Origin of the sequence: Barnesiella sp. CU968 (assembly GCF_905219685.1) — a bacterium.
Classification (GTDB): Bacteria; Bacteroidota; Bacteroidia; order Bacteroidales; family Muribaculaceae; genus Lepagella; species Lepagella muris_A.
In genome coordinates this window covers 1-1,297 of sequence record NZ_CAJMXD010000567.1, presented here as the reverse complement: position 1 = coordinate 1,297, position 1,297 = coordinate 1, and the positions used below count along the sequence as shown (strand labels likewise).

Annotated in this window: 1 protein-coding gene and 1 pseudogene; both read left to right on the top strand. The window is 37.1% G+C overall.

From position 1 onward, the window contains the following. A pseudogene (locus JX312_RS13730) lies at positions 1-192 on the top strand (IS4 family transposase); the annotation flags it as partial. A gap of 200 nt (positions 193-392) precedes the next feature. Then, positions 393-1,297, top strand: a 905-nt coding sequence (locus JX312_RS13725) for a glycosyl hydrolase 53 family protein (protein WP_204458482.1), incomplete at its 3' end; no start/stop codon positions are given.

Here is a 1,297-nt window from a genome sequence, read left to right as displayed (position 1 = left end):
ACGATGGTCTGCATGGCTTGTGTGTTGGCGTATCTCGTTGGTGAACATAAAGATATAAATATTAAAGCGATAAGAATTCTGAAACATGGAAGAAAGGCAAAGTCGCTTGTCAAGTACGGATTGGAAGAGATTTCGACCATACTTATGCGTCCGACTTATACCCCAAAATTCGATGTTTTCAAATTTTTGTAATGTCTTAATTCTAGTGCTATAAATTTTAATGAAGCAAGGATACTATAATGACATCATAACAAATTGGACAACTAAACATCCAATATGGACATTTTAATTGAAATGGATAAAATGATTGAGAGTTTGTCTCAAAGAACAATCATTATAAATGTTAGGTAACGTAATTTTGCAGATACATATTCAAACCTAAATTTATAACAATGAAAACAGCAAATCTTTTAAAACATGCCATGGGCATGATTACGCTGCTGTTTGCCGTAAATTTGTCGAGTTGTCAAAGCGAACTAGAGCCGCAACAATTCGCACAAACACCAGTAGCATCAGCGCATCTTGCGAGTAGAGCAACAGATGGTGAACTTCCATTTCTTCAAGGGGCCGACTTGTCATATATCAATGAGCTTCAAGATGGAGGCGTTAGTTATTACAAAGATGGAAATACTGTAGATCCTTTTCATTTAATTAAGGAGTATGGTGGCAATCTTGTTAGATTGCGTCTTTGGCACAATCCAACATGGACTAACTATTCGACTTTGGCTGATGTAAAGCGTAGCATCAGTCGAGCAAAACAGGAGGGATTAAATGTTTTGCTTGATTTTCACTACTCAGATACATGGACAGATCCACAACAGAATATCGTCCCAGAAGCATGGAGACCCGTAGTCAAGTACTCCGATATTCTGGCTGACTCGGTATACAATTATACCTATCAAACTCTTACTCATTTGATGAACACGAATCTGTTGCCGGAATTAGTTCAAATAGGCAATGAGACTAATAATTCCATAATGGTTGCTGATAATGAAGACCTTGAACCTACTAATTATGTGAGAAATACGAAACTGTTTAACGCCGGTTTACAAGCTGTCGCTGATTTCAATTGGAATAACGGCAAGAATATTAAAACAATTCTTCATGTTGCGATGAATCCAAATGATGCATTGTTCTGGGTTGCTAATCATAAAAAGTATGGATTGAAGAGTTTTGATATGCTCGGTGTTTCGTATTATCCACAATGGCAAGATTACACCCCAGCTCAACTAGGCGAGTTTGCATCTAATCTATACAATACTTATGGAGTCAGATTATTTGTTGCAGAAACAGGTCA